Source organism: Noviherbaspirillum sp., assembly GCF_036846085.1.
Classification (GTDB): domain Bacteria; phylum Pseudomonadota; class Gammaproteobacteria; order Burkholderiales; family Burkholderiaceae_D; genus Noviherbaspirillum.
On the sequence record NZ_DAIUCO010000020.1, the window covers coordinates 1 to 23,614 of the forward strand.

The 23,614-nt window shown below is 57.7% G+C and carries 24 protein-coding genes and 1 pseudogene; 15 read left to right on the forward strand and 10 right to left on the reverse strand.

The annotated features are described in order from the left end of the window. Positions 1-53: 53 nt before the first annotated feature. From V7080_RS04020 to recA, 8 genes and pseudogenes are all read right to left on the reverse strand, one after another. Positions 54-352 (reverse strand): annotated as a pseudogene (locus V7080_RS04020) (transposase); the annotation flags it as partial. Between the two features lie 178 nt (positions 353-530). Next, positions 531-1,367 carry a Stp1/IreP family PP2C-type Ser/Thr phosphatase gene (locus V7080_RS04025; RefSeq protein ID WP_334187115.1) on the reverse strand — a complete coding sequence of 279 codons (837 nt, stop codon included), beginning with the start codon at positions 1,365-1,367 and terminating at the stop codon, positions 531-533. Between the two features lie 239 nt (positions 1,368-1,606). Continuing rightward, entirely contained in the window at positions 1,607-2,353 is a 747-nt protein-coding gene (locus tag V7080_RS04030; protein ID WP_334187116.1) for a TerC family protein, read from the reverse strand. A gap of 142 nt (positions 2,354-2,495) precedes the next feature. Beyond that, positions 2,496-3,377, reverse strand: coding sequence for a succinate--CoA ligase subunit alpha (gene sucD, locus V7080_RS04035; protein ID WP_334187117.1), 882 nt, complete (start codon positions 3,375-3,377; stop codon positions 2,496-2,498). Between the two features lie 71 nt (positions 3,378-3,448). Continuing rightward, positions 3,449-4,615 (reverse strand): ADP-forming succinate--CoA ligase subunit beta, encoded by a 1,167-nt coding sequence (sucC, locus tag V7080_RS04040; RefSeq protein WP_334187118.1) that lies wholly within the window; start codon positions 4,613-4,615, stop codon positions 3,449-3,451. A 44-nt stretch (positions 4,616-4,659) separates the two neighbouring features. Beyond that, positions 4,660-5,256, reverse strand: coding sequence for a DUF2889 domain-containing protein (locus V7080_RS04045; protein ID WP_334187149.1), 597 nt, complete (start codon positions 5,254-5,256; stop codon positions 4,660-4,662). Between the two features lie 225 nt (positions 5,257-5,481). After that, positions 5,482-5,937 (reverse strand): recombination regulator RecX, encoded by a 456-nt coding sequence (gene recX, locus V7080_RS04050; protein WP_334187119.1) that lies wholly within the window; start codon positions 5,935-5,937, stop codon positions 5,482-5,484. 103 nt (positions 5,938-6,040) lie between these two features. Further along, on the reverse strand, positions 6,041-7,087 hold the full coding sequence (gene recA / locus V7080_RS04055; RefSeq protein WP_334187120.1) for a recombinase RecA: 1,047 nt from the start codon (positions 7,085-7,087) through the stop codon (positions 6,041-6,043). A 244-nt stretch (positions 7,088-7,331) separates the two neighbouring features. Here recA and V7080_RS04060 point away from each other — a divergent pair, with 244 nt between their 5' ends. From V7080_RS04060 to V7080_RS04095, 8 genes are all read left to right on the forward strand, one after another. After that, the gene (locus tag V7080_RS04060; protein WP_334187121.1) at positions 7,332-8,045 is read left to right on the forward strand and encodes a response regulator transcription factor; all 714 of its coding nucleotides are present in this window, start codon (positions 7,332-7,334) and stop codon (positions 8,043-8,045) included. An 8-nt stretch (positions 8,046-8,053) separates the two neighbouring features. After that, the gene (locus V7080_RS04065) at positions 8,054-9,616 is read left to right on the forward strand and encodes a sensor histidine kinase (protein ID WP_334187122.1); all 1,563 of its coding nucleotides are present in this window, start codon (positions 8,054-8,056) and stop codon (positions 9,614-9,616) included. 1 nt (position 9,617) lies between these two features. After that, the gene (locus V7080_RS04070; RefSeq protein ID WP_334187123.1) at positions 9,618-9,905 is read left to right on the forward strand and encodes a DUF4212 domain-containing protein; all 288 of its coding nucleotides are present in this window, start codon (positions 9,618-9,620) and stop codon (positions 9,903-9,905) included. Next, a complete protein-coding gene (locus tag V7080_RS04075) occupies positions 9,895-11,931 on the forward strand; it encodes a sodium:solute symporter family protein (protein ID WP_334187124.1) in 2,037 nt (678 codons plus the stop codon). Before V7080_RS04070 ends, V7080_RS04075 begins: the two co-directional genes overlap by 11 nt. A 78-nt stretch (positions 11,932-12,009) precedes the next feature. Then, complete coding sequence (locus tag V7080_RS04080; RefSeq protein WP_334187125.1) at positions 12,010-13,425, forward strand: circularly permuted type 2 ATP-grasp protein; 1,416 nt, start codon at positions 12,010-12,012, stop codon at positions 13,423-13,425. 14 nt (positions 13,426-13,439) lie between these two features. Beyond that, on the forward strand, positions 13,440-14,390 hold the full coding sequence (locus V7080_RS04085; RefSeq protein ID WP_334187126.1) for an alpha-E domain-containing protein: 951 nt from the start codon (positions 13,440-13,442) through the stop codon (positions 14,388-14,390). Positions 14,391-14,397: 7 nt separating this feature from the next. Next, positions 14,398-15,210 carry a transglutaminase family protein gene (locus V7080_RS04090; RefSeq protein ID WP_334187127.1) on the forward strand — a complete coding sequence of 271 codons (813 nt, stop codon included), beginning with the start codon at positions 14,398-14,400 and terminating at the stop codon, positions 15,208-15,210. A gap of 85 nt (positions 15,211-15,295) precedes the next feature. Further along, positions 15,296-16,177, forward strand: coding sequence for a peptidase (locus V7080_RS04095; protein ID WP_334187128.1), 882 nt, complete (start codon positions 15,296-15,298; stop codon positions 16,175-16,177). Positions 16,178-16,350: 173 nt separating this feature from the next. Here the strand turns inward: V7080_RS04095 and purM are convergent, their stop codons facing one another. Then, entirely contained in the window at positions 16,351-17,394 is a 1,044-nt protein-coding gene (gene purM / locus V7080_RS04100; RefSeq protein ID WP_334187129.1) for a phosphoribosylformylglycinamidine cyclo-ligase, read from the reverse strand. Positions 17,395-17,596: 202 nt separating this feature from the next. Between purM and hda the strand changes: the two genes are divergently transcribed. From hda to panB, 7 genes are read left to right on the forward strand one after another with little or no spacing between them, the layout of a single operon-like run. After that, positions 17,597-18,283 (forward strand): DnaA regulatory inactivator Hda, encoded by a 687-nt coding sequence (gene hda / locus V7080_RS04105; RefSeq protein ID WP_334187130.1) that lies wholly within the window; start codon positions 17,597-17,599, stop codon positions 18,281-18,283. Next, on the forward strand, positions 18,280-18,951 hold the full coding sequence (locus tag V7080_RS04110) for an HAD family hydrolase (protein ID WP_334187131.1): 672 nt from the start codon (positions 18,280-18,282) through the stop codon (positions 18,949-18,951). The genes hda and V7080_RS04110 overlap by 4 nt, the downstream gene beginning before the upstream one ends. Then, on the forward strand, positions 18,944-20,305 hold the full coding sequence (gene pcnB / locus V7080_RS04115; RefSeq protein WP_334187132.1) for a polynucleotide adenylyltransferase PcnB: 1,362 nt from the start codon (positions 18,944-18,946) through the stop codon (positions 20,303-20,305). The genes V7080_RS04110 and pcnB overlap by 8 nt, the downstream gene beginning before the upstream one ends. Next, on the forward strand, positions 20,302-20,787 hold the full coding sequence (folK, locus tag V7080_RS04120) for a 2-amino-4-hydroxy-6-hydroxymethyldihydropteridine diphosphokinase (protein WP_334187133.1): 486 nt from the start codon (positions 20,302-20,304) through the stop codon (positions 20,785-20,787). The genes pcnB and folK overlap by 4 nt, the downstream gene beginning before the upstream one ends. A gap of 19 nt (positions 20,788-20,806) precedes the next feature. After that, positions 20,807-21,154 carry a DMT family protein gene (locus V7080_RS04125; RefSeq protein WP_334187134.1) on the forward strand — a complete coding sequence of 116 codons (348 nt, stop codon included), beginning with the start codon at positions 20,807-20,809 and terminating at the stop codon, positions 21,152-21,154. Continuing rightward, positions 21,151-21,792: a deoxynucleoside kinase gene (locus V7080_RS04130; RefSeq protein ID WP_334187135.1), complete on the forward strand. Its 642-nt coding sequence runs from the start codon at positions 21,151-21,153 to the stop codon at positions 21,790-21,792. Before V7080_RS04125 ends, V7080_RS04130 begins: the two co-directional genes overlap by 4 nt. A gap of 2 nt (positions 21,793-21,794) precedes the next feature. Beyond that, the gene (panB, locus tag V7080_RS04135) at positions 21,795-22,625 is read left to right on the forward strand and encodes a 3-methyl-2-oxobutanoate hydroxymethyltransferase (RefSeq protein WP_334187136.1); all 831 of its coding nucleotides are present in this window, start codon (positions 21,795-21,797) and stop codon (positions 22,623-22,625) included. 112 nt (positions 22,626-22,737) lie between these two features. On the opposite strand, the gene can is transcribed toward panB, so the two are convergent. Then, positions 22,738-23,403, reverse strand: coding sequence for a carbonate dehydratase (gene can / locus V7080_RS04140; protein ID WP_334187137.1), 666 nt, complete (start codon positions 23,401-23,403; stop codon positions 22,738-22,740). Positions 23,404-23,614 lie beyond the last annotated feature (211 nt).

The window sequence follows — 23,614 nt, forward strand, 5'->3', positions numbered from 1 at the left end:
CCCTCAACGAGAAAATTCTACTTCTGATCGCCTCTTTTGGCCGGGGGGATTACCAGGCGAACGGAGACCGCCTTTTGTTGTACTGCCCAGTGTGCCATCTCGCGGCGACAAGATGGCATACCACCTTTTTTGCAGGCCTCCGCGATTATTTCCGCCTTGAGCCGCTCTTGGCGTACATCTTCTTCAGACGTCGGTTCTCGCTTTCCGGTTCTTTGAGGCGCGCCATCATCGACGTATCCATGCCGCCGAACCGGCTGCGCCTTCTATAGAACAGCGCCGAGTTCATGCCATGGTTACGGCATAGCTCGGGAACAGGTGTGCCGGCTTCTGCTTGCTTAAAGATATTGATGATTTGGCTTTACGAAAAACGCGACTTCTTCATGCAAAAATTCCTCGAATCAATATTGAAAAATTCAGCCTTCAAGACCGCTTACTTTTCGGAAATACTACCGCTCGATTAATGCACTAATTATTAGCCACTGACGTGGCAAATTTTTTATTTCTTTAGTCGACCTTCATTGTTGCGTCAACTAAAGCATCTTTTGAAACCATCGGTGGATTCGTTCCCGGAAGCCTGTTGACTTCACGCTATGAGAGAGTATTTGCACAAGAATCACTGAAATATTGTCCTGCCCGCCATAGTGATTGGCCCTCTCTATGAGAAAGTCACAAGAACTATTTAATCGGGACTCAGTTCTTAGCAAGAGATCGCGTATCTCGTCCGATTCAAGCAGGTCTGATAAACCGTCGGAACAGAACAAATACAAGTCACCTGTTTCCGTTTGATGCTCATGCATTTCTACCTCAAGTTCGCAACCAATTCCTACTGCGCGCGTAATAAGATTTTTGTTTAAAGAGAGGCGCGCTAGGTTTGGAGCGATCATGCCGGCATCTATTTGCTCCTGCAATAGCGAGTGGTCACGTGTCAGTTGTACCATTTCACCCCGCCGCAGACGGTATGCACGGGAGTCACCGACGTGTGCAATGGTTACTGTATCGCGATCAAAAAGTGCAGTAACCAACGTGGTCCCCATGCCATGATATTGCGGATCATTTTGAGCAGCATCTACAATGGCTGCATTCGTCTGCAAAATGGAATCCTGCATTAAATGCTGAACTTGCTTACTACGGCTATGAAGGAAGTCGGAGGAATGTTGCTGCAGTCTCTGGAGGCCGGTTTCGAGCAACTGCTTTAACACACTCGTTGCCATACCACTAGCTACCTCACCTGCGTTGTAGCCGCCCATACCATCGGCGAGAATGGCGAAATTGTAGTCGACACTGACCACGATCGCGTCTTCATTGTGCGATCGGACTAGTCCAGTGTGAGTTTGAGCAGCGAATTCCAGCCCGACATTATTTGCCATGCGGCAGATTATACGTTGTGGGCAGACGCGAATCGGTTCACGGTCCAGATTACATACATACGCAGAGAAAGTCTAGATATGCGACACGCGTAAGTGAAATCTCGATTTAACTGATGGGCATATACTTCGACGGTCGTATTGAGCGAATTATGCATCGCTCGATGTTCGAAGGTCATGTGTGACCTACTGCCCCTAGCAAAAATAGGGGCAGCAGATTTCAAAGCGATAAGAGGTATAGGTTAATGCGTCGGATGCGTGCCTTCGTGAGTGTGCACACGCCGCTTTGCCAGAAAATGCCCAATTGCGATCACCAGAATCGCGCCAACTACGCTTGGAATACTGAGATGAATATCAGTGCCTGGAATTATCATGTCGAGACCGGGCATGTTTTCTTTAACCCATGGCCCTACCGCCACATCGGTCACGATCATACCGCCTGCCAAATATCCGAGCAGACCGGCACCGAAGGTAATGATGAGCGGGAACTTCTCCATCAGCTTCAGCACGATTGTACTACCCCAGATAATGATCGGGATGCTGATCAGGATGCCGAAGACAACCAGCGCAAATTGATGATCGCCGCCAGCCTGTTCCGCGGCGCTGGCAACTGCGATAACGTTATCGACGCTCATCACAAGGTCGGCAACCACGATGGTTTTGATAGCAGCCAGCAGCCGGTCGCTTGCTTGAATATCTCCATGCCCACCATCGTCATCCGCCAGCAGCTTGACGCCGATCCAGAGCAACAGCAGCCCGCCGATAACTTTAAGGAAAGCAACCTGCAGCAATGTCACTGCGAATGCGATCAGGACCACACGAATAGCGATTGCACCGAACGTGCCCCAGAGGATGCCCTTGGTACGGAGGTGTGGCGGCAAATTTCTGCACGCTAGGGCGATCACGATCGCGTTGTCTCCGCCCAGCAAAATATCGATGAGAATGATCTGGCCGACAGCGACCCAGTTCAGGTTAAGTAGAAAATCCATGCTTGCCTCGAAATGTTGTGGACGAAATAATACGGGGAGCTAATGCCCCCCGCAAGTTGTGCCTTGTACGTATTGCATTCACCGGGACTGCTTTCGACATGCAGTCCGATTGGTCGCCAAGGGTGTCAGCGACCGATCGTAATTACAGGACCGACTTCAACAAACGTCCCATTTCGGACGGATTCTTCGTGACCTTGATGCCGCAGGCCTCCATGATTTCCAGCTTGGCTTCCGCGGTATCGGCACCGCCGGAGATCAGCGCGCCGGCATGGCCCATACGCTTGCCCGGTGGAGCTGTGACGCCAGCGATAAATCCGACGACCGGCTTTTTCATGTTGTCTTTGATCCACTCCGCCGCGTTGGCCTCATCCGGCCCGCCGATCTCGCCGATCATGATGACAGCGTCGGTATCGGGATCATCGTTGAACGCCTTCATGACATCAATGTGTTTCAGGCCGTTGATCGGGTCGCCGCCGATACCGACCGCGGACGACTGGCCAAGGCCGAGCGCCGTGAGCTGACCGACTGCTTCATAGGTCAATGTACCGGAACGTGACACAACGCCGATGCGGCCTTTCATATGAATATGGCCTGGCATGATGCCGATCTTGATTTCATCGGGAGTGATCAATCCGGGGCAATTTGGACCCAGCAGCAATGTTTTGCTGCCCGACTTGGCCATGCGGTCCTTCAGTGCCAGCATGTCACGGACTGGAATGCCTTCGGTGATACAGATGGCCAGATCGAGTTCGGCTTCGACCGCTTCCCAGATAGCCGCTGCGGCGCCGGCGGGTGGTACGTAAATGACGGACACCGTGGCGCCGGTTTTCGCCTTGGCTTCGGATACATTGGCAAATATCGGGATGCCTTCGAAATCCTCGCCTGCTTTCTTCGGATTGACGCCTGCGACGAAGCAGTTCTTTCCATTCGCATAGTCACGGCACATGCGGGTATGGAATTGACCGGTCTTGCCGGTAATACCTTGGGTGATGACTTTCGTGTCTTTGTTGATCAGGATCGACATGGTTATTCTCTTTCGAATCGGTTGGGGATCAGTCCTGCGCTGTGCGCGGCGTCTTCCCGCAACAATATTTTTTATTTTCCGTTGGCCGCAGCGACAACCTTTTGCGCAGCTTCTTCCATCGTGTCGGCCGAGATGATCGGCAGACCGGAATCGGCCAGCATCTTTTTGCCGAGGTCTTCGTTGGTACCCTTCATGCGCACCACCAGCGGCACCTTCAGTGAGACGGCCTTGGATGCGGTGATCACGCCTTCGGCGATCACGTCGCAGCGCATGATGCCGCCGAAGATGTTGACCAGAATGGCTTTGAGGCCTGGGTTCTTCAGCATGATCTTGAAGGCTTCGGTGACTTTCTCCGCTGTCGCACCGCCGCCGACGTCGAGGAAGTTGGCGGGTTCGCCGCCGAACAATTTGATCGTGTCCATGGTGGCCATCGCGAGACCGGCGCCGTTCACAAGGCAACCGATATTGCCGTCGAGCGAAATATAAGCAAGATCGAACTTTGATGCCTCGACTTCCGCCGGGTCTTCTTCCTCAAGATCACGCATTTCGACGATTTCCGGATGACGGAACAATGCGTTGGAGTCGAAGTTGAATTTCGCGTCGAGCGCGATCACTTTGCCGTCGCCGGTAAGGATGAGCGGATTGATTTCCGCCAGCGATGAATCTGTTTCCCAGTAAGCGGTGTACAGGCCCTGCAATTGTTTGCGCGCGTCGGCGATCGAGCCCTGTGGCACGCCGATCTTGGCGGCGATTGCATCTGCATCGGCATCAGTCAGGCCGGTCGCCGGATCGATAATGACCTTGTGAATCAGTTCCGGATGTTTCTCGGCGACCTCTTCGATATCCATGCCGCCTTCGCTGGATGCCATCAGTACGACCCGCTGGCTGAGGCGATCGGTAACCATGCTGACATACAGTTCCTTCTTGATGTCCGCGCCTTCTTCGATCAACAGACGCCGAACTTTCTGGCCTTCCGGTCCGGTCTGATGCGTGACGAGCTGCATGCCCATGATGGCGGACGCATATTCTTTCACCTGATCGAGCGACTTGGCCACCTTCACGCCGCCGCCCTTGCCGCGACCGCCCGCATGAATCTGTGCCTTGACGACCCAAACAGGGCCTCCAAGCGTTTCGGCCGCCTTGACCGCCTCATCGACGGAGAAGCACGGGATACCGCGCGGAACCGTCACTCCGTATTTACGGAGGATTTCTTTGCCCTGATACTCATGGATCTTCATGCGAGCTTCCCTTCAGACGCTTATGGAAAAAACAAACTGGTTGATTAAGTGGGTTCTGACCCGGTGGGTTCGGATGCGGTCGCCGCTTTAACGGCCCACCGCGGGTAGTACTGAGCGACCGCTGCGCCATCGGTGCGCAATGCGTGGCAGCGGTCGAGTTGAAACGGTTTATGGTTTTGGTTATCGGCACCGGCACCGTCGCGGGTATCAAGAACCTCGCCGGCGAACGCCTGAACGGCTGCGGTCGGCAACACCTGCGTGAGTTCCGTCAGATGTGTGCACCCTTGTATCCCGGACAATCGCTGCCGGACCCCGTCCCGAAAGCCTTTCATCAGGTTGAGGCCGATCAGCTTCTTATAGGCCGGACCGATCGTATCGCAATAATCTGGATAAGGAACTGCGTCGGACACTGCATGGGCATCGACGACGTTGAACTGCAGATCAATGGTCAATCGCAGCCAGAGGTCGTGTACGGGCGCGCCTGCGGGCCTGACTCCGGATGCGAGCCTGGATTCGCGTGTTTTGATATCGGTAATGTGAGCGTCAAGATCCCACAATCCATCGTCGCGAGCGAACGCATCGACCTGGATTGCGCGAGTGTGCTTGAGAGCACGGCGGGAATTCGACGGAGGTAGGGGCATAACGGCCAATGCCTGTGGTGTGGCAACAAAAAGCCGCATTTGCGAGTCGCTGCCGCAGTTTCTACGGCAACAGCCGCTCATGCGGCGCTGCAAAAACCATCGAAGTGTAGCACAGGTCGAAAGCTTAAAACCACACCAATAATTTCTGGCTGGTACATTTGGAGGTGCGACGATTTGCTTGCACTATGACAAAACGGAGTGGGTGGAGAACCACGAGCGCACGAATTAATCCGAGCTTTCGCCTGCATGACGCATGGCACGCTGGATGGAGGTGAGGGAAAACCCGCGCTGCTGCAGAAAACGTATTTGCTTTGCGCGTTCCGTGGGATCTACGGGTGGTGAGTTGAATTTTTTGCGCCAGACTTCCAGCGCTCGGGCGACTTCGCTTTCAGCGAGATCCGACTTGATATCAGCGAGGGCATCCGCTTCTATCCCGTGGCTCTGCAACTCGGAAAGAATACGGCTGTTGCCGAAGCGATTGGCGCGGCGATGAATGAGAGATTCGGAGAAGCGCGCTTCGGAAAGCAACTTGGCTGCTTCGAGATTGTCCAGCAAGGCTTCTATGTCATCGCCTTCCTGCGCATAGCGCGCCAGCTTACGTGACAGTTCGAAGCGACTATGTTCCCGTGCCGATAAATACTTCAGGGCTCGCGCTTTCAGACTCATTTGCAGTTTTGCCATGGTTTTCCGAAAACACGAGCCCTTCTCACGTGAAGTAATCGTTAATGCTTGAAGCAGCTTCGGTGCATTCTAGGGGCGATGCGCCGGTAAAGGATTCAAAAAGTTATTCAGATGCCTGATTGGCCGTTGCAGCCAACTCCCGGACGCCAAGCGATGCGCGAACCTTGTTCTCGATTTCGCGTGCGAGTTCCGGATGCTCTTTTAAATAGGTACGGGCATTATCCTTACCTTGTCCGATCCGCTCGCCGTTATAGCTGTACCACGCACCGGATTTTTCGACGATCTTCGCTTCCGATCCCAAGTCGAGGATCTCACCTTCCCGCGACGTGCCTTCGCCATAAAGAATATCAAAGTGTGCCTCTCTGAAGGGAGGTGCAACCTTGTTCTTGACGACCTTGACCTTTGTTTCATTGCCGATCACTTCGTCGCCAGACTTGATCGAGCCGGTGCGACGAATGTCCAGACGCACGGATGCGTAAAACTTTAATGCATTGCCGCCGGTTGTAGTCTCGGGGTTACCGAACATCACACCGATTTTCATGCGGATCTGGTTAATGAAGATCACCAGGGTGTTTGTTCTGTTGATGCTGCCGGTCAGCTTGCGCAATGCCTGCGACATCAAACGCGCCTGCAAACCTGGCAGGGAATCGCCCATGTCACCTTCGATTTCGGCGCGCGGGGTTAGTGCCGCAACAGAGTCGATCACCACCATGTCGACGCTGCCCGAGCGCACCAGCGCATCAGTGATTTCGAGGGCTTGTTCGCCGGTGTCCGGCTGGGAGATCAACAAGTCGGACAAGTTGACGCCGAGTTTTTGTGCGTATACCACGTCAAGCGCGTGTTCCGCATCGATAAACGCGCATGTGCCGCCCAGCTTTTGCATTTCCGCGATAGCCTGCAATGTCAGGGTCGTCTTACCCGACGATTCAGGACCATAGATTTCAACGACCCGTCCGCGCGGCAGGCCACCGACGCCCAGCGCAATATCCAGACCGAGCGACCCGGTGGATACAACTTGCACTTCTTCGGCCACCGCGCCGTCGACCATGCGCATTACCGAACCCTTGCCGAACTGCTTTTCGATTTGTGCCAATGCCGCGGACAGCGCCTTGCTTTTGTCCGAGTTAAGGGCGGATTTTTTGTCGTCCATGAGTGCCTTCTTTCGACGGTTGGATAGAGGAAGACGTAAACCAGAAGCGATGCAAATTTAGCGTATCTACGGTTTTCGTCACAACCAATACTGTATAAAAAAACAGTGATTTATGCAAGCAAAGATTCTCGATTTGCGAGAAAAGTTTACTAAGCTGAACAGTACCGGCATCTCTTTCTGCCTTGCTGGCATGAATGAAACACAATAGACTAGACTCAGTTTAATTCGATTGCTTTACGCCAACATGCGCATCCTGCTTGCGGAAGACGACAGTGTACTCGCCGATGGTCTGACACGCTCATTGCGCCAGTCCGGTTATGCGACCGATTGCGTGAAAAATGGCGTGGAAGCCGACACGGCCCTGTCCACCCAGGATTTCGATTTGCTTATCCTCGATCTTGGGCTGCCCAAGATGGCCGGACTGGAAGTATTACGGCGCCTCAGGGCGCGCAATTCTCGTCTTCCTGTCCTGATCCTGACCGCCAGCGATTCGATCGAACAGCGGGTCAAAGGGCTCGACTTGGGCGCGGATGATTACATGCCGAAGCCCTTTGCCTTGTCCGAGCTGGAAGCCCGAGTCCGTGCACTGACCAGGCGTGGTGCAGGCGGCGGCCCGACTGTCATCAAGCACGGCCCGCTTTCCTATGATCAAGTCGGCCGCATCGCGTACATGCACGAACAAATGCTGGATTTGTCCGCACGCGAACTCGGCCTGCTTGAAGTACTGTTGCAGCGTACCGGGCGACTGGTGTCGAAGGAACAACTGGTCGACCATTTGTGCGAATGGGGCGAAGAAGTCAGCAACAATGCAATCGAAGTGTACGTTCATCGCCTCCGTAAAAAGATTGAAACCGGGGGCGTTCGCATTGCAACCGTCCGCGGTCTCGGATATTGCCTTGAGAAGTTCGCCGACAGCCAGGCGCAGCAACAGAGCCAGCAGGCAATCCCCCCGGCCTGAGCGCGACGATGAGCGATGGCGACTCCATGCAGGCGACGGTTCCTGTCGCAAGCGATGCCGGCACGCTGGCCGACCCGTTCGATCCGGCCGAGCAAGAACTGGAGGAGCGGATCCAGCGCTCGCTGTTCGGCGAGATTCTCGACTGGATGCTGGTTCCGCTGCTCCTGCTTTGGCCGATGAGCATCGCCATCACGTATCTCGTCGCAAAATCCATCGCAAATTACCCGTTCGACCATGCGCTCGACGATACCGTTACCGTGCTGGCGCAGCAGGTAAAGGAGGTAAACGGCAAAGTGGTGGCTTTGTTGCCCAACACATCCCGCGACCTTCTGCGTGCCGACGACGTGGACAATATCTATTTTCAGATCATCGGCAAGCGCGGCGAGTATATCGACGGCGACCGCGATATGCCCATGCCGCCACCGGAAGAGGAAAAACCCCTGCCCGGCTCGGTGGTCTTCCGCAACGATGTCATGCGCGGCAACGACGTACGCATCGCGTACACCTACATCGACCTGAAGCCGCGCGGCAGCGGCAACGGCAAAGCGGAGACGGAATCCGACCTGGCGTTGGTGCAGGTTGGTGAAACCCTCGACAAGCGCGTTGAACATGCGAACGAAATCATCAAGGGCGTGATCCTGCCGCAATTCATCATTCTCCCGATCGCGTTGGCACTGGTCTGGTTCGCCCTCAGCCGCGGCCTGTCACCGCTGGCAGAGCTGCAGCGGCACATCCGCGAACGCCGCCCCGACGACCTGAGCCCGATCGACTCGCGACAGGTACCGGAAGAGATCAGTCCGCTGGTCAGCTCGCTGAACGACATGCTCGAAAGGCTTTCACAAACAATCCAGATGCAGAAGCGCTTCATCGCCGATGCAGCCCATCAGATGAAGACGCCGCTGGCCGGCATGCGCATGCAGTCAGAGCTGGCGCTGCGGCAGACCAATTACGATGAGGTCCACCGCTCGCTCGAACAGCTTTCCAAGAGTTCGGAATCGGCAACGCGGCTGGTGAACCAGTTGCTGGCGCTCGCACGGGCGGAGAACCAGACGCCGGAAGCGAAACCTTTCGTGCCGCTGGAGTTGTCCGAACTGGCGCGCAATGTCGTGCAGGATTGGGTTCAGGCATCCTTCACGCATCGAATCGACCTCGGCTTCGAACAGCCGGGCTACCCGGTGATGGTGCTCGGCAATCCGCTTACCTTGCGTGAATTGCTCAGCAATCTGATCGACAACGCGCTTCGGTACACGCCTGCCGGCGGCAGCGTCACCGTCAGGGTGGGTTCCGGAGAAGGGGGTGGTATCGCAACCCTGGAAGTTGAGGATACCGGCCCGGGCATTCCCTATGCCGAGCGGGCGCATGTGTTCGAACGCTTTTATCGCATTCTCGGCAACCAGGCCGAAGGCAGCGGTCTTGGCCTATCGATTGTGCGCGAGATCGCGCAGCAGCATGGCGCCACCGTGGATATCTTCAATAATCCGCGCAGCCATGACCCGAAATTCCCGGGCTGCCTGTTCAGGCTTTCCCTGCGCAGCGAACAGCGCCCGGACGTCATCGAGGATATAGGCTGATATGGAGACCCGCCCTTCCATCGTTCCACAACTGGCCGCTCGCAAAGCGTATTGGGTTCGGACGCGGCGAATAACCGTGGTGCTGTTATCGATCTGGTTCACAGTGACATTCAGCGTCATTTTCTTCGCGCGTGAACTTTCGGATATCTCTCTCTTCGGCTGGTCGTTTTCCTACTACATGGCCGCGCAAGGGACGATATTCATTTACGTCTTGCTGGTCGGCGTCTATGCGTGGCGCATGCCGTACCTGGACAAGATGCTGAAAGATGCGAGCGACAATGGCAAATAAGGCATTCTTCAGGCAGCTCTGCCGCTACTACGGACTCTACACATTCGGCTTCATCCTGTTTCTTTTATCGGTCGCGATCCTTGAAAAGGAAGGATTTCCCCGCGTCTGGATCGGCTATCTGTTCCTATTCTCCACAATCGTGCTGTATGCCGGCATCGGGGTTATCAGCCGGACATCGGAGGTATCCGAATATTATGTGGCCGGTCGCCGCGTACCCGCTTTCTTCAACGGCATCGCGACCGCCGCCGACTGGATATCGGCAGCGAGTTTCATCAGCCTTGCAGGCGGCCTGTACCTGTACGGCTTCGACGGCCTCGCCTATATCCTGGGCTGGACCGGCGGCTTCTGCCTCGCCGCGCTGCTGATCGCTCCCTACTTGCGCAAATTCGGCCAGTACACGATCCCGGATTTCCTGGCGGCGCGCTATGCGGGTCGCGGCAACGGAAACCTGGTGCGCCTGCTGGGCGTTTCGGCGACCATCATCGTTTCCTTTACCTACGTGGTGGCACAGATCTATGGCGTGGGACTGATTACCTCGAGGTTCACCGGCATCGATTTTTCGGTCGGCATCTTCCTTGGCCTGGCAAGCATCCTCGTATGTTCCTTTCTCGGCGGCATGCGGGCGATTACCTGGACCCAGATCGCGCAGTACATCATCATTCTCATTGCCTACATGATTCCGGTCGTGTGGCTCTCGGTCAAACATACCGGGATGCCGGTACCCCAGATCGCCTATGGCTCAGCGCTCTCCAAGCTGAGCGATCGGGAAAAAGCGCTCAACGACGACCCGAGAGAGCATGAGATCCGGGCCGTGTTCAAGCAGCGCGCCGACGAGTACGACACCAGGTTGAAGGAACTGCCCAGATCCTGGGAACAGGGACGGATCGCCGCACAGCGCTACCTGGATGATCTTCGCAGAAGCAACGCGTCGCTGATCGAAATCAAGGCCGCCGCCCGGGCGCTGGCCAACTATCCGAGAAGCGTCGAGGAGGCAAGACGACGATGGACTGACGCCCGGAACAGCAACCTCACCCATTCCATGCCCATCGTTGCCCACACCATGCCGTTCGCCGCCGAAAGCGAGGCGGCCTCCGATATCAAGCGCAACAATTTCCTGGCGCTGGTGTTTTGCCTGATGATGGGCACGGCCGGCCTGCCGCACTTGCTGGCACGCTTTTATACGACACCGTCGGTCCAGGAAACGCGGTCATCGGTGTTCTGGACGCTTTTTTTCATCATGCTGGTGTACACCACCATCCCCGCCCTTGCGGTACTGGTGAAGTACGATCTGTACACGTCCCTGGTGGGAACGGATTTTTCGTCCTTGCCGGCGTGGGTGTCGTACTGGGCCGGCGTGGACAAGGTTAATCCGCTGATCGCCATTGCCGACATCAACAAGGATGGCGTCGTGCAACTGGCGGAAATCTTCATCGACGGCGACATGGTCGTGCTGGCCACGCCCGAGATCGGTGGCCTGCCCTATGTCATATCCGGCCTCATCGCGGCAGGCGGATTGGCTGCTGCGCTATCAACGGCGGATGGACTGCTCCTGGCGATCTCGAATGCGCTGTCACATGACACCTACTACAAAGTGGTCGATCCGAAGGCATCCAGCCAAAAACGCGTCACCATATCGAAATTGCTGCTCCTCGTGGTCGCATTGGTTGCCGCCTACGCCGCATCGCTGAAGCCTGGAAACATTCTATCCATGGTCGGCACCGCGTTCTCCCTGGCCGCCTCGATGTTGTTCCCGGCACTGGTATTGGGCGTTTTCTGGAAGCGGGCGAACCAACAAGGTGCAATAGCTGGCATGCTGACCGGACTGGCGGTATGTATTTACTACATGGCGCATACCCATCCGACACTCGGCGGATCGGCAAACGGCCAATGGTTTCATATCGCGCCGGTGTCCGCGGGTATCTTCGGCGTGCCTGCCGGCATCCTGGCGATGGTGGTCGTCAGTCTCCTGACGGCGCCGCCGGATGAACGATCCAACGCACTGGTAGAGCGCATACGCACGCCTTGATCATGCACAGCATCAGTGCATCTCGATCTGGCATATTTCTTGATAACCACCTTTCCAAGATCAATTTATTTCGAAGCTATGGCCGATTTCTATGATGAGATGTACCTCGATGGCGCCGCCACCGTCCGCGAGCATTACCGTGAATTCGAAGCCTGGCTTTCTGAACAATCTCCCGAAACCATTGCCCGCAAGCGTGCCGAAGCGGACCTGATTTTCCGGCGCGTGGGCATTACGTTCGCCGTGTACGGCAACGATGCCGGGACCGAACGCCTGATCCCGTTCGACATCATCTCCCGCATCATTCCCGCCAATGAATGGGAGCAGCTCGAAACCGGGCTGGTGCAGCGGGTCAAAGCGCTCAACATGTTCATTCACGACATCTACCATGACCAGAATATCGTCAAGGCAGGCGTGATTCCGGCGGAACAGATTTTCAAGAATGCACAGTATCGCCCGGAGATGCAGGGAATTTCGGTCGCGTCCGACATCTATGCCCACATTGCCGGGGTCGATATCGTCCGGGCTGGCAAGGGCGAGTTCTACGTGCTGGAAGACAATCTGCGGGTGCCGTCCGGCGTGTCCTACATGCTGGAAGACCGCAAGATGATGATGCGGCTGTTCCCGGAACTGTTTGCCCGTTACAAGGTAGCGCCGGTTGCGCATTATCCCGATATGCTGCTGGACAACCTGAGGTCGGTCGCGCCGGTGGGCATCATTGATCCGACGGTGGTGGTCATGACGCCGGGCATGTACAACTCCGCCTACTTCGAACATGCGTTCCTGGCGCAACAGATGGGCGTGGAACTGGTGGAAGGCAGCGACCTGTTCGTCAACGACAATGCGGTCTACATGCGCACGACCCGAGGCCCGAAACGCGTCGATGTCATCTATCGGCGCATCGACGACGATTTCCTTGACCCTCTGGCGTTCCGCCCCGATTCGTCGCTCGGCGTACCGGGCCTGCTGTCGGTGTATCGCGCCGGCCGCGTCACGCTTGCCAATGCCATCGGCACCGGCGTCGCGGACGACAAATCGATATATCCGTATGTGCCGGACATGATCCGTTTCTACCTGTCCGAAGCACCCATCCTCAACAACGTGCCGACCTACCAGTGCCGCAAGAAGGCGGACCTGGAATATACGCTGGCGCATTTGCCGGAACTGGTCGTGAAGGAAGTCCACGGCGCGGGTGGCTACGGCATGCTGGTCGGCCCGGCCTCGACCAAGGAGGAGATTGAAAACTTTCGCCAGCGCGTGATGGCCAGGCCGGACAACTATATCGCGCAGCCCACTCTCGCCCTGTCCGCCTGCCCCACTTACGTCGAATCGGGCATTGCGCCAAGGCATATCGACCTTCGCCCTTTTGTACTCTCCGGCGAAACGATTTCCATGGTCCCCGGCGGACTGACGCGGGTCGCGCTGAAGGAAGGTTCGCTGGTCGTGAACTCTTCGCAAGGCGGGGGCACTAAAGATACCTGGGTGCTCGAAAAATAAAAGGGAGAAACCACATGTTGAGCCGCACCGCCGATCACCTTTACTGGATGGCCCGTTATACCGAGCGTGCCGAAAATACCGCACGCATGCTGGATGTGAATGTGCAGACGGCCATGATGCCGCAGTCCGCCGAAGCAGCCGAAAAGGGATGGCGCGCCATGCTCGGCATATCGGAATTGAATGAGGCGTTTGACGAAAAGTATGGCTTGCTGACCGCAAGGGACGTGCTGGATTTCATGGTGCGCGATCCGCAGAACCCGTCATCCATCGCTTCCTGCCTGACCCAGGCACGCGAGAACGCGCGCGCAGTGCGCGGCACGCTGACGACGGAGGTATGGGAAACCCAGAACACCACCTGGCTCGACATGCAGAGCCGCCTCAGCGGCCGGTTGCTGGAGCGGGACCCGAGCCAGTTCTTCGAGTGGGTGAAGTACCGCTCGCATCTCTCCCGCGGCGTCACCATCGGCACGATGCTGAAGGATGAGGCCTTCTATTTCATTCGCCTCGGCACCTTCCTCGAACGCGCGGACAATACGGCCCGTATTCTGGACGTCAAGTTTCACAGCGCGACCGAAGACGCTTCCGAGGACGAGGACATCGAGATCGATTTTTATTACTGGGCGGCGATCCTGCGTTCGGTGTCGGCATTCGAGATCTATCGGAAGGTGTATCGTGACGTTATCTCGCCGGAACGCGTGGCGGAACTGCTGATGCTGCGGCCCGACATGCCGCGGTCGCTGCTCGCCTGCATGGAAGAAGTCGTGGCAAATCTCAAGAACATCCGCAATGATGTATCGTCGGATACCGAGCGATTCGCCGGAAAACTCCATGCCGAATTGACATTCAGCACCATCGACGAAATCCTGGCGGGCGGTCTGCATGACTACCTGACCCAGTTCCTGGAGCGCATCTACGAGCTCGGCAACCGCGTCAGTCGCAACTTCCTGGTTCCGCTGGCGGCATAAAGGCACTATGCAACTCTCCATACGCCATGAAACGGCCTACCGTTACACAGCTCCGCTGTCGTACACGATCCAGCAACTGCGCCTGTCACCGCGCAGGGAAGCGCATCAGCGCACGCTGTCCTGGCACATTTCCACGCCGGGGCAGCGGCATGAATTCATCGATGCGTTCGGCAATCTCAGCCATATGCTCACCATCAACGGCACCCATAACGAAGTGCGCATCGTCGTCCAGGGCGTCGTCGATGTCAGGCCGCTCGACCGCGGAAGACTGACAGCGGACACGACGCTGTCACCGCTGGTATTCACCGTGCCGACCCGGCTTACTGAAGCCACGCCTGCCGTTGCCGACTTTGCGATGCGTTACCTGCCGCAAGGCGCAGGCAGCAATGCGCTGATCACCCTTGCGGAAGCCATCCGTGGCACGGTCGATTACCGCACCGGTGCAACCGCCGTCACCAGCACCGCTGCGGATGCGCTCGATCTCGGCCAGGGCGTCTGCCAGGATTACGCGCACCTGTTTCTCGCCTGCTGCCACGTACAAGGCATCCCTGCGCGGTATGTCTCCGGCTACATCGATCCGCAGAACACGGCGCATGCGGAAAGCCATGCCTGGGTCGATGTCTGGGTCGACGAGCCCGGCTTCTCCGGTTGGGTGAGCGTCGATGTCACCCATGCTCAATTTGCAGGTGATTCGCTGTGCCGGCTTGCAATCGGCCGCGACTATGACTCGGCCGCACCCATCCGCGGCGTGCGGCATGGCGGCGGCGTCGAATCCCTGACCGTTGAAGTGGATGTGTTGCCGATCAGCACAGCAAGCTGAAACATGTTGTCGAAGTATTTCCAATACGCATGAGCACAGTACGCTTCCTGTAAAATCCGGGTTTTGCGCCTCCTACTTCGCGATCATGACTTATTGTGTCGCCATGCGCCTCGATGCAGGCCTGGTTTTTCTCTCCGATTCGCGCACAAATGCGGGTGTCGACCACGTCGGCACCTTCCGCAAAATGACCGTGTTCGAAAATCCCGGCGACCGGATGATGGTGTTGATGACCGCCGGCAACCTGTCGATTTCGCAATCGGTGCGCCAACTCATTACCGAAGAAAACGGCCCCGGCGGCAAAAGCATCTGGACGGCCGAGTCGATGTACGAAGCGGCACAGATCATCGGTGAAGCGGTGCGTACCGTTCACAAGCGGGATGCACACACACTTGAGAAGTTCGGCATCGATTTCAATCTGAATATCATTTTCGGCGGCCAGATCAAGGGTGAGCGCTGCCGTCTTTTCCAGATCTATGCGCCCGGCAATTTCATCGAGGCGCATAGCGAAACCAGCTACTTCCAGATCGGCGAGGCAAAGTACGGCAAGCCGATCATCGACCGTGTCGTCAACCCGTCCACCTCCCTGAACGAGGCGGCGAAATGCGCGCTGATCTCAATGGACTCGACACTGCGCTCGAACATCTCGGTCGGCCTGCCGCTTGACCTGCTGATCTATGAAACCGATCAGCTTGCCGTCACGCGCTTTGTCACTATTGATGAAAAAAACAAGTATTTCCAGATGATCCGAAACACCTGGGGACAGCAACTCAAGGCGGTATTCGAAGGAATTGCCGACCCGGTCTGGGATGCGGCGCCGGAAGCGGATGCCGATGTGAACACTTTGTCGGCCGCGAACTCCCGCAGTCAGCCGATCCGGGTACTGCCGCCGGCGGGCGCCGCGACCACTGTTGCCCCCGCCGCACCGCAAACACTGGCACAGCAACCGGGCAGCAATCGGCAGCATTAACCGTGCTGCATGACAAGTCACCACCGCGGCGTTCCTTTCTCCTTCAAGAACAAGGCGCCTCGCGGCGACAGCTTGCATAGCAGGCGGTGTCGGAACCGTAACACAACGGTATAGCCAAACAAAAACCGCTGCAGGATTGCTCCATGCAGCGGTTTTTGTTTAACCGGACGAAATCAGATCACGACGGTTTGCGCCTCGTTGCCCTGGCGCTCGCGGATCTCGCCAATCCGGCTGACGCTTTCGCCCGCCGCTTTCAATTGCGCCATGGCGGCGTCGGCGTTTTCCTTTGCCACAATCACCACCATGCCGATTCCGCAATTGAACACGCGGTGCATTTCCGCATCCGCCACGCCGCCGTGCTGCTGCAGCCAGCCGAAGAGCGGCGGCATGGTCCACGCGTCACGATGCAGGACCGCAGTCAAATTACCTTGCAGTACGCGCGGCACATTTTCGACCAGCCCGCCGCCGGTGATGTGCGCCATGCCCTTGACTTCCATTGCCTCGATCAGGGCAAGCAGCGGCTTGACGTAGATGTGTGTCGGCTCCATCAGGACATCCGCAAGGCGGCGACCGTGGAAATCCGCGTTCAGGTCGGGCTGGGCGACCGAGATGATCTTGCGGACGAGCGAATAGCCATTCGAATGCGCACCGGAGGACGCAAGGCCGAGGACCACGTCGCCGGGCACGATCTTGCTGCCATCGATGATCTTCGATTTTTCCACTGCACCGACCGCGAAACCGGCGAGATCATATTCTCCGTCCGGATACATGCTTGGCATTTCGGCAGTCTCGCCGCCAATCAATGCGCAGCCGGCCAGTTCACAGCCCTTCGCGATGCCCTTGATGACATCAGTGGCAGACGGCACGTCCAGTTTGCCGCATGCGAAGTAATCGAGGAAAAACAGGGGTTCGGCACCCTGCACCAGGATGTCATTGACGCTCATCCCGACAAGGTCGATGCCGACGGTGTCGTGCTTGTTGAGGTGAAAAGCGAGCTTGAGCTTTGTTCCTACGCCGTCCGTACCGGAAACCAGCACGGGCTCCTTGTATTTTTTGCTAATTTCGAACAGGGCTCCGAATCCGCCGATGCCGCCCAGTACGCCTTCGCGCATCGTGCGTTTGGCGAACGGCTTGATCGCCTCGACCAGTGCGTCTCCGGCATCGATATCGACGCCGGCATCTCGATAAGAGAGGGAAACCTTTGAAGAAGAACTCATGATGTGGTTACTAGGCGGTAAAATAGGCGGCTGACGCCAAAACGAACCGCTATTCTAACAAACCGATCCGTCCGCCCTGCGAATACATGTCATTTTCTTTCAGTCCAGAACAAAAACAGGCCGTTTCACGGACCGCGCACGGGCCGGTGGCAATGCGGTATTTCCAGGCGAACCTCATTCCTGTCCGCATTCCTCATCAATCATGAGGCAAATGGTGCTGGACCTGGGCGCGGAGAAACCGCAGACCCTTGATAATTTTGTAGCTGGACAGAACCGCGAGCTGCTGCAGTTGCTGCGCCAGTTCGCGAACCATGCCGCCGACATGCCCCATGAGCGCTTCGTTTATCTCTGGGGGGAATCCGGCGCCGGCAAATCCCATCTACTGCATGCGCTGGCCGCGGCCACGAAGGCGCGTTATATCCCCGCCGACAGCGCTCAGGAAGCATGGCAATATTCCCAGGAAACACCGGTTTACCTGATCGACGATTGCGAACGCCTGTTGCCGGCTGCACAAATCGACGCATTCGCGCTGTTCAACCAGGTGCGTGAAAACGGCGGCCTGCTGGTCGCGGCAGGTGCTGCGCCACCCGCTGCGCTGGCATTGAGGGAAGATTTGCGGACCCGCCTGGGATGGGGCCTGATTTACCAGCTCCACGGCCTGACCGACGAGGAAAAGATCGCCGCCCTCACTCATGCGGCACAGACACGCGGGATGGCGGTGTCCGCGGGCGTGTTACCCTATCTGATCACCCATTTCCGCCGGGATATGCGCTCGCTTTCCGCCATGCTCGATGCGCTCGACCGCTATTCGCTGGAAACCCAACGACCGATTACCCTGCCGCTCCTGCGCAGCCTGCTGCAGCGCGAGGGCGAGCCGAAGACAGAATGAATATCGCTTTATTTGATCTCGACCACACCCTGCTGCCGCTTGATTCGGACTACGAGTGGGGACAATTCCTGGTGCGCATCGGCGCCGTCAATTCGGTTACCTACGCCGAACGCAATGCAGTTTTCTACGCGCAATATGAGGCGGGCACGCTTGACCCGGTCGAATATCTCGAATTCGCGCTCGGCACACTGGCAAGCTTTCCCGGGGACCAACTCGATGCCTGGCACCGGCAGTACATGCAGGAGGTCATCGAGCCTGCGATCCGGCCTGCAGCGCTGAATCTGCTGAAGCGCCATCGTGAGGCCGGCGACCTCATCGCCATCATCACCGCCACCAATCGCTTCGTCACCGCACCGATCGCCAGGGCACTGGGCGTGGACAACCTGATTGCAGCCGAACCGGAGCTGACACCCGACGGGCAGATCACCGGCAAACTGCGCGGCGTGCCCACTTCCGGTCCGGGTAAAATCGTCCACGCGCAGCAATGGCTGGCGACGATGGACAAAAGCCTGCAAAGTTTCGACCGCAGCTTTTTCTACAGCGATTCCCAGAACGACATTCCCTTGCTGTCGGTCGTCACAGACCCTGTCGCGACCAACCCCAACGCACTGCTGAAAGCGCATGCCGAAGCGCATGGCTGGCCTATCCTGAATCTATTCGATGATTAAAAAGTTTATCCGGCGCATATTGGGCGTCAAATCAAAAGCGGATAGCCCCAACAAGCCAGTGCAACTCGGGCCGAAGGAGCATGGTATCGATCCGCAGCTTCTTTCGCCGAATGCGGTGCGCGTGACGCAAACCCTGCAGGAAGCAGGATTCAAGGCGTTCGTTGTCGGCGGCGCGGTCCGTGACCTTCTGCTGGGCGTGAAACCCAAGGATTTCGACGTGGCGACCAACGCCACACCCGAACAGGTCAAGCGCCTGTTCCGGCGTGCCTTCATCATCGGACGGCGGTTCCAGATCGTCCATGTGATGTTCGGTCAGGAGATCATCGAGGTCACGACCTTTCGCGGCGCCTCCTCCGAGGGTGCGCTGAAGGACGAACACGGACGCGTGCTGCGCGACAATACCTTTGGCGAGCAGCATGAAGACGCCATCCGGCGCGATTTCACCATCAATGCGATGTACTACGATCCGGCCAGCCAGACCGTGCTGGATTATCACAACGGCATTCCCGACATCCGCAACAGGACGCTCAGGATCATCGGCGTGCCGGAAGCGCGCTATCGGGAAGACCCGGTGCGGCTTCTGCGCGTGGTGCGTTTCGCGGCCAAGCTGAATTTCAACATCGATCCGGCCACGAGAGAGCCGATCCAGGTGATGGCGCCGCTGATCAACAACGTGCCGGCAGCGCGCGTGTTCGATGAAATGCTCAAGCTGCTGATGAGCGGCCATGCGCTGGCATGCCTGCAACAGCTGCGCAAAGAAGGTCTGCATCATGGCTTGCTGCCGCTGCTCGATGTCGTGCTGGAGCAGCCGCTGGGCGAAAAATTCGTTCGGCTGGCATTGGCCGGCACCGACCAGCGGGTACAGGAAGGCAAACCGGTATCGCCTGGCTTCCTTTTCGCCGCGCTGCTCTGGCACCAGGTGCTGGAGAAGTGGCATGCCTATCAGGCGGCCGGTGAATATCCCATCCCCGCACTGCATCTGGCGGCGGACGACGTGCTGAACACGCAAACCGAAAAGCTGGCACTGCAGCGCAAGATCGCCTCCGACATGCGCGATATCTGGGCCATGCAGCCCCGCTTCGAGCGCCGTGTGGGCAAATCGCCGTACAAGATGCTTGAGCATCTGCGCCTGCGCGCCGGCTACGACTTCCTGCTGCTGCGCTGCGCGTCGGGGGAGATCAGCGAGGAAATCGGCCAGTGGTGGACGGAGTTCATCGACGCCGATGGACCTGGCCGCGAAGCGCTGCTGGCACGCAAACCCAAAGTCGAGGGCGAGGCGCAGCCGGCAAAGAAGCGTCGCCGCCGCAGCCGCAGCAAGCACAAGGATGCCGCCGCCGGCGGGGATATTGCATGAGCAAGGGCCGGGTCGACACCTATATCGGCATCGGCTCCAATCTTGGCGATGCGGCCGACAACGTCCAGCGCGCGATCCTGCTGCTCGGCACACTCGACGACACCAGGTTGATCGCACAATCCAATCTGTTCCGCACCGCTCCGGTGGATGGGGGTGGTGACGACTACGTCAATGCCGTCGCCAAGCTGGAAACCGGCATGCCCGCCGACCTGCTTCTGAACGCCTTGCAGGCAATCGAGCAGGATTTCGGACGTGAACGCCCTTTCCCCAACGCGCCTCGCACACTCGATCTCGATGTGCTTCTGTATGCCCAGCAGCGCATCGATACACCGTCACTGACCGTGCCGCATCCCCGCCTGACGCAGCGGGCATTCGCCCTGATTCCGCTGCTGCAGCTCGATCCCCTGCTTGCCATTCCCGGCAAGGGCCCCGCCCACCAGTTCGTACCCGGTGTGGCCGGCCAAGCCATCCAGAAAATCTGACGTCTTGAGCTGAACCCTTATGCAGATTCCCGTATTCGTCCAGACCGCCGGCTTGCTGATCCTGTCGAACGTCTTCATGACCATCGCCTGGTATGGACATTTGAAGAATCTGGCGTCCAAGCCATGGTGGATTGCGGCGCTGATCAGCTGGTCGATCGCTTTGTTCGAGTATCTGCTCCAGGTGCCGGCCAACCGCATCGGCTACACCCAGTTCAGCCTGGCGCAGTTGAAGATCATGCAGGAAGTAATCACTCTTGCCGTGTTCGTGCCGTTTGCCATGCTGTACATGAATCAGCCATTCAAGCTTGACTACGTCTGGGCCGCCCTCTGCCTCGTTGGCGCGGTTTATTTCATATTCCGAACATGAGCATCGACAAATACAAGTACATCGTGGTGGAAGGACCGATCGGCGTCGGCAAGACGACCCTGGTCCGCAAACTTGCGGACAGCCTGCATGCGCAAACACTGCTCGAACAGCCACAGGAAAACCCCTTCCTCGAAAACTTCTATCGCGATCCGGCTCGCCACGCACTGCCGACGCAGATGTTTTTCCTGTTCCAGCGCATGAACCAGTTGCGTGATCTCGCTCAGACCGACTTGTTCGATAACCGTGTAGTCTCCGATTTCCTGCTGGACAAGGATCCGATTTTTGCGCGCCTTACGCTGGGTGACGATGAGCTGAATCTATACCAGCAGTTGTATAACCACCTTCGGCCCCAGGCAGCCGCGCCCGACCTTGTCATTTATCTGCAGGCGCAGCCCCAGACCCTGGCGGACCGGGTGCGCAAGCGCGGCGTGCCGATGGAAGCGGGGATCTCCGAAATATACCTGCACCGGCTCTGTGAAAGTTATAGCCGATTCTTCTATCATTACGACGCCGCGCCGGTATTGATCATCAATACCGAACACTTGAATCCGGTCGGACGGGACGACGACTTCGCACTGCTGCTGGACCGTATCGACAACATGCGCGGCAAGCGGGAATTTTTTAATCGAGGAGAATGAACATGGCCGGATACCTGCAGGAGAGCGACACCAAGGGGCGCAGCAAGGCGGTCACCGCCCCCTCGTTGCTGGCGATGCGCCAGGCCGGCGAAAAGATCAGCATGCTGACCTGCTACGACGCAAGTTTCGCCGCCCTGATGGACGGCTGCGGCGTGGACGTGCTGCTGGTGGGCGACTCGCTTGGGATGGTGTGCCAGGGACATACGTCTACGCTGCCGGTGACGGTGGCCGACGTCGCTTATCACACCGCGAGCGTGGCGCGCGGCAATAAAACGGCGCTCCTGGTCGCAGACATGCCATTCGGCAGCTATGCGACACCGGAAGCGGCATTTGCCCATGCGGTGGAGCTGATGCGTGCCGGGGCGCAGATGGTCAAACTGGAAGGCGGCGCCTGGCTGGCCGACACCATACGCTTCCTTACCGATCGCGCCGTACCGGTATGCGCGCATCTTGGCCTGACGCCGCAGTCGGTGCATCAGTTCGGCGGCTACAAGGTACAAGGCAAAACATCGGAAGCGGCGGAACAGCTAAAGCAGGATGCATTGACACTGCAGGCGGCCGGTGCGTCATTGCTGGTACTGGAAGCCATTCCATCGGCGCTTGGAAAGGAAACCACCGAGATGCTTGCCATCCCCACCATCGGCATCGGCGCCGGACCGGATTGTTCCGGTCAGGTGCTGGTGATGCATGACATGCTTGGCGTCTTCCCCGGCCGCAAGGCGCGTTTCGTCAAGAACTTCATGGAAGGCCAGACCAGCATCGCCGGCGCAGTGCAAGCCTACATTGCCGCGGTGAAGGACAAGTCATTCCCCGGCCCGGAACATTGTTTCTGAAGCATCCATTGGAAGGCATCGGTGCGCTTCGCACACCGATGCCTTCAGGCCAGCTCACCCACCTGATCCAGCCGGCACGCATGACCACTGTCGCATCAGTGCCGAAGTCCGTTCATTCGTACTTGGCCAAGCTCTTTTTCAGATGCTCGCCGAGGCCGTCGACGCTACTGACCGCCACGCCGAGGTCACGCAGCAAGCCGTCATGCACGCCATAGATCCAGCCATGCACGGTAATGGATTGGCCGCGTTCCCATGCATCCTGCACGATGGTTGTCTGGCAGACGTTGCTCACCTGCTCGATGACATTCAACTCGCATAACCGATTCAGCTTGTCGCGATCGCCCAGCGCCTCGCCGAGATAGCGTCCGTGCTTCTGGCTGACGTCCTGCACGTGGCGCAACCAGTTGTCCGCCAGGCCGATCCGACGGCCGGTCAGCGCCGCATGCACGCCGGAACAGCCATAGTGCCCGCATACGATGATGTGTTTGACGCCCAGCACATCGATGGCGAACTGCAGTACCGACAAGGCATTCAGGTCGGTATGCACGATGACGTTGGCGATGTTGCGGTGAACGAACACGTCGCCAGGCAGCAGGCCGAGCAGTTCGTTTGCCGGCACCCGGCTGTCGGAACAGCCTATCCATAGATATTCGGGCGCCTGCTGGTTCGCCAGTTTTTTGAAGAAGTCGGGATTTTCGGCCACGATGGCCGCTGCCCATTCGCGATTGTTCTGGAACAGATGCTCGAGCATGGATTCGTCTTTGCTATTTTCCGTCATGGGGCTTCACCGCAAGAATTGTCCGCGCCGGATGGCGCGTTCCGACCGCCATTTTATAGAAAATACAAGCTGAAAAATATCCGGATATCTTCGTATCAGCCCGAGAACGAATACGAAGGTCCGTCGATGCCTCATCTTCCGCGCTCGCATGGCATGGAGCGCACATGAAAAAGCCGCCGGTTCAGGGAACGGGCGGCTTCAGGAAATGACA

Coding starts and splice junctions, on each gene's coding strand:
- V7080_RS04025 (WP_334187115.1), bottom strand. CDS start 1,367: ATGGCAAATAATGTCGGGCTGGAATTCGCTGCTCAAACTCACACTGGA.
- V7080_RS04030 (WP_334187116.1), bottom strand. CDS start 2,353: ATGGATTTTCTACTTAACCTGAACTGGGTCGCTGTCGGCCAGATCATT.
- sucD (WP_334187117.1), bottom strand. CDS start 3,377: ATGTCGATCCTGATCAACAAAGACACGAAAGTCATCACCCAAGGTATT.
- sucC (WP_334187118.1), bottom strand. CDS start 4,615: ATGAAGATCCATGAGTATCAGGGCAAAGAAATCCTCCGTAAATACGGA.
- V7080_RS04045 (WP_334187149.1), bottom strand. CDS start 5,256: ATGCCCCTACCTCCGTCGAATTCCCGCCGTGCTCTCAAGCACACTCGC.
- recX (WP_334187119.1), bottom strand. CDS start 5,937: ATGGCAAAACTGCAAATGAGTCTGAAAGCGCGAGCCCTGAAGTATTTA.
- recA (WP_334187120.1), bottom strand. CDS start 7,087: ATGGACGACAAAAAATCCGCCCTTAACTCGGACAAAAGCAAGGCGCTG.
- V7080_RS04060 (WP_334187121.1), top strand. CDS start 7,332: ATGCGCATCCTGCTTGCGGAAGACGACAGTGTACTCGCCGATGGTCTG.
- V7080_RS04065 (WP_334187122.1), top strand. CDS start 8,054: ATGAGCGATGGCGACTCCATGCAGGCGACGGTTCCTGTCGCAAGCGAT.
- V7080_RS04070 (WP_334187123.1), top strand. CDS start 9,618: ATGGAGACCCGCCCTTCCATCGTTCCACAACTGGCCGCTCGCAAAGCG.
- V7080_RS04075 (WP_334187124.1), top strand. CDS start 9,895: ATGGCAAATAAGGCATTCTTCAGGCAGCTCTGCCGCTACTACGGACTC.
- V7080_RS04080 (WP_334187125.1), top strand. CDS start 12,010: ATGGCCGATTTCTATGATGAGATGTACCTCGATGGCGCCGCCACCGTC.
- V7080_RS04085 (WP_334187126.1), top strand. CDS start 13,440: ATGTTGAGCCGCACCGCCGATCACCTTTACTGGATGGCCCGTTATACC.
- V7080_RS04090 (WP_334187127.1), top strand. CDS start 14,398: ATGCAACTCTCCATACGCCATGAAACGGCCTACCGTTACACAGCTCCG.
- V7080_RS04095 (WP_334187128.1), top strand. CDS start 15,296: ATGACTTATTGTGTCGCCATGCGCCTCGATGCAGGCCTGGTTTTTCTC.
- purM (WP_334187129.1), bottom strand. CDS start 17,394: ATGAGTTCTTCTTCAAAGGTTTCCCTCTCTTATCGAGATGCCGGCGTC.
- hda (WP_334187130.1), top strand. CDS start 17,597: ATGAGGCAAATGGTGCTGGACCTGGGCGCGGAGAAACCGCAGACCCTT.
- V7080_RS04110 (WP_334187131.1), top strand. CDS start 18,280: ATGAATATCGCTTTATTTGATCTCGACCACACCCTGCTGCCGCTTGAT.
- pcnB (WP_334187132.1), top strand. CDS start 18,944: ATGATTAAAAAGTTTATCCGGCGCATATTGGGCGTCAAATCAAAAGCG.
- folK (WP_334187133.1), top strand. CDS start 20,302: ATGAGCAAGGGCCGGGTCGACACCTATATCGGCATCGGCTCCAATCTT.
- V7080_RS04125 (WP_334187134.1), top strand. CDS start 20,807: ATGCAGATTCCCGTATTCGTCCAGACCGCCGGCTTGCTGATCCTGTCG.
- V7080_RS04130 (WP_334187135.1), top strand. CDS start 21,151: ATGAGCATCGACAAATACAAGTACATCGTGGTGGAAGGACCGATCGGC.
- panB (WP_334187136.1), top strand. CDS start 21,795: ATGGCCGGATACCTGCAGGAGAGCGACACCAAGGGGCGCAGCAAGGCG.
- can (WP_334187137.1), bottom strand. CDS start 23,403: ATGACGGAAAATAGCAAAGACGAATCCATGCTCGAGCATCTGTTCCAG.